Here is a 2948-nt window from a genome sequence, read left to right as displayed (position 1 = left end):
CGGCGTTGCCGGAGGCCGGTAAGGCTTGGCGGGACGGGGTTTTGGCGAGTGCGGTGGTCTCGGCGGTGAACGCGGGGGACGCGGTGGACGCGGCGGAGGGCGCGGAGCAGGCGGGCAGGCGGGGGCGGTAGGCGCGGCGGGTGCGGTCGGGCGGTCCACGGGCGCGGGCGCCCGCCCCGCAGGCGCGGGGCCCAGGATGGGGCGGCGCGATCCGGTGGTGCGACTCCCCCGGCGCCTGCGACCACCCCGGCTGGCCCGGCGCCCCGCGTGGTCCGAGGAGGTGCCGGGCCCGCGGTCCCCGCAGCGGGTGCCCGAAGCCGTGGTGTGCGCCCGAAGGCGCGCCACCGACGTCCCGCTCAGCTCCAGCGCGTGGTCACCAGCTCCGCCGCCAGGCGCACGTCCGCGTCCAGCGGCCGGTCCGGGTCCACCGGGGCGATCGCGTCCGCCAGCAGGTCCAGCAGCTCCGCGCAGCGCGGCGCGGTGGGCCGCCTGCCGCCGACGTGCACGGCCTGCCGCAGGCCCAGCGCGAGCGAGCCGCACAGCAGCCGCAGCAGCTCGGCCAGGTCGTAGGAGCGCAGCGCCGCCTGGGTGCCGAACGGCACGACGTCCTGGTTGTGCAGGTTCGTCGGCAGGCTCTGGGTGCTCGCGGGCACGGCGCCACGCCGGATCTCGGCGATGAACGCGGTCGTCGCCAGCTGCACGCCCTGCAGCCCGTGCTGCTGCCCCGGCCCGGCCGCGAGCATCGGCGGCAGGCCGGTGTTGCGGGCCGGGTCGACCAGCATGTCCAGCTGCCGCTCCACGAGATTGCCGACCGACGCGGTGACCATCGCGATCGCGTCGGCGGCGAACGCGGCGGGCTGGCCGAAGAAGTTGCCGCCGTGCGCGACCACGTCGTCCTCGGGGAAGAACAGCGGGTTGTCGCTGATGCTCCTCAGGTCGGCGGCCACGACGCCGTCGGCGTAGCGCAGCGCGTCCTCGGCGGCCCCGAGCAGCTGCGGTGAGCAGCGGATGCTGTACGGCTCCTGGAGCGGCCGGTCGCCGCTGGGCGCGACGCCGTCGAGCGCGCCGCGCATCCGCTCGGCCACGGCGATCGCGCCGGGGTGCCCGTAGGCGCCGATCAGGCTCGGGTGCAGGAAACCGGGGTCGCAGCCGAGGACGTCGGCGAGCAGGCACGTGAGGTCCTGCGCGGCGCGGTGGCTGGCGCGCACCGAGTCCAGGGACAGCGCGGTCGCGGCGGTGGTCAGGGAGGTGCCGTTGACCAGGGCGAGCGCGTCGCGGCCGTCCAGCGCCAGCGGGGCGAGGCCTGCGCGGCGCAGCGCCTCGTCGGCGGGCAGCCGCTCGCCGTCCACGTGCGCGCTCCCCCTGCCCCGCAACGCCTGCGTGGCGTAGGCGAGCGGGATCAGGTCGCCACTGGCGCCGACCGAGCCGTAGCGGGGAACGGCCGGGGTGAACGTGGTGGCGAACATCGCGGCCAGGGTGTCCACGACCTCGGTCGACACCCCGGAGAAGCCCTGGCCGAGCGACCACACGCGCAGCAGCAGCGCGGCGCGCACCACGTCGTGCGGCAGGTCCGGTCCTTGACCGGCGCCCAGGTGCGCGAGGGTGTTGTCGCACTGGTCGGCCTCCTCGGCCCGCCCGGCGTAGCCGATGAGCGCCCCGAAGCCGGTCTTGACCCCGTACACCGGCCGGTCGTCGTCGGCGCGCACCACGCGCAGGAACTCGCGGGCCCGCTCGACGCGCCCGCGCACGTCCGGCCCGACGAGCAGCGGCACCGGTTCGGCCGCCCGGCGCAGGTCGGCGGTGCTCAGCGGCGCGCCCAGGTCGATCGGGGCGCCGGGGTCGGCGGGGGCGGCGGGGACGCCTGCACTGGTCGTGGTCACCCGGCCGACCGTAGGAAAGCGATCTCAGAGTTCTCTGAGATCGCCGGGCTAGCTTCCGGACGCATGGCGCACGAGTACCTGATCATCGGCGCGGGCCCGGCGGGCCTGCAGCTGGCGGCACTGCTGGAGCGGGACGGCCGCGACTACGCGGTGCTGGAGCGCGGCGACGCGCCGGGGGCGTTCTTCTCCCGCTACCCCAGGCACCGCACCCTGATCTCCATCAACAAGGTGCGCAGCGGGTACCGGGACCCGGAGCAGCGGCTGCGGATGGACTGGAACTCGCTGCTGTCCGACGACCCGTCGCTGCTGTTCACCGCCCGCAACGCCGAGTACTTCCCGCACGCCGACGACATGGTGCGCTACCTGGCCGACTTCGCCGCCGCCACGGGGGTTCGGGCGCACTACGGGGTGGAGGTCGTGCGGATCTCCCGCGACGACACCGGTTTCACCGCGGTCGACGGCGCGGGGAAGGAGTGGCGGGCGGCGCGCGTGGTGGTGGCGACCGGGGTGTCGAAGCCGAACGTGCCGAAGATCCCCGGCATCGAGCACGCCGAGCGCTACGACACCTTCGACCCGTCACCGGAGTCGTTCACCGACCAGCGGGTGCTGATCATCGGCAAGGGCAACTCGGCGTTCGAGACGGCCGACTCGCTGATCGAGCACGCGGCGGTGATCCACGTCGCCGGACCGCACTCGGTGAAGCTGGCGTGGCAGACGCACTTCGTCGGGCACCTGCGGGCGGTGAACAACAACTTCCTGGACACCTACCAGCTCAAGTCGGAGAACGCGGTGCTGGACGGCACGATCGAGCTGATCGAGCCCCGGCCGGGCGGCGGGTTCCGGGTGCTGTTCCGGTACGCGCGCACCGAGGAGAAGCTGCGGGAGCTGGAGTACGACCGGATCGTCTCGTGCGCCGGTTTCCGGTTCGACGCCTCGGTGTTCGACGAGTCCTGCCGCCCCGCGCTGGTGATCGACGACCGGTTCCCGGAGCAGACCTCGGCCTACGAGTCGGTGAACGTGCCCGGCCTGCACTTCGCCGGGACGCTCACGCAGCAGCGCGACTTCAAG

Annotated in this window: 2 protein-coding genes; one reads left to right on the top strand and one right to left on the bottom strand. The window is 74.5% G+C overall.

The annotated features are described in order from the left end of the window. Positions 1 to 356: 356 nt before the first annotated feature. The gene (locus ACTUAL_RS10035) at positions 357 to 1880 is read right to left on the bottom strand and encodes an aromatic amino acid ammonia-lyase (protein ID WP_440900075.1); all 1524 of its coding nucleotides are present in this window, start codon (positions 1878 to 1880) and stop codon (positions 357 to 359) included. Between the two features lie 63 nt (positions 1881 to 1943). Here ACTUAL_RS10035 and ACTUAL_RS10030 point away from each other — a divergent pair. Continuing rightward, a partial coding sequence (locus ACTUAL_RS10030; RefSeq protein WP_440900074.1) for an NAD(P)-binding domain-containing protein occupies positions 1944 to 2948 on the top strand: 1005 nt, incomplete at its 3' end.

The organism is Actinosynnema sp. (assembly GCF_052038725.1).
The sequence above is the reverse complement of the archived record's forward strand: the minus strand, read 5'-3'. Positions and strand labels throughout refer to the sequence as shown.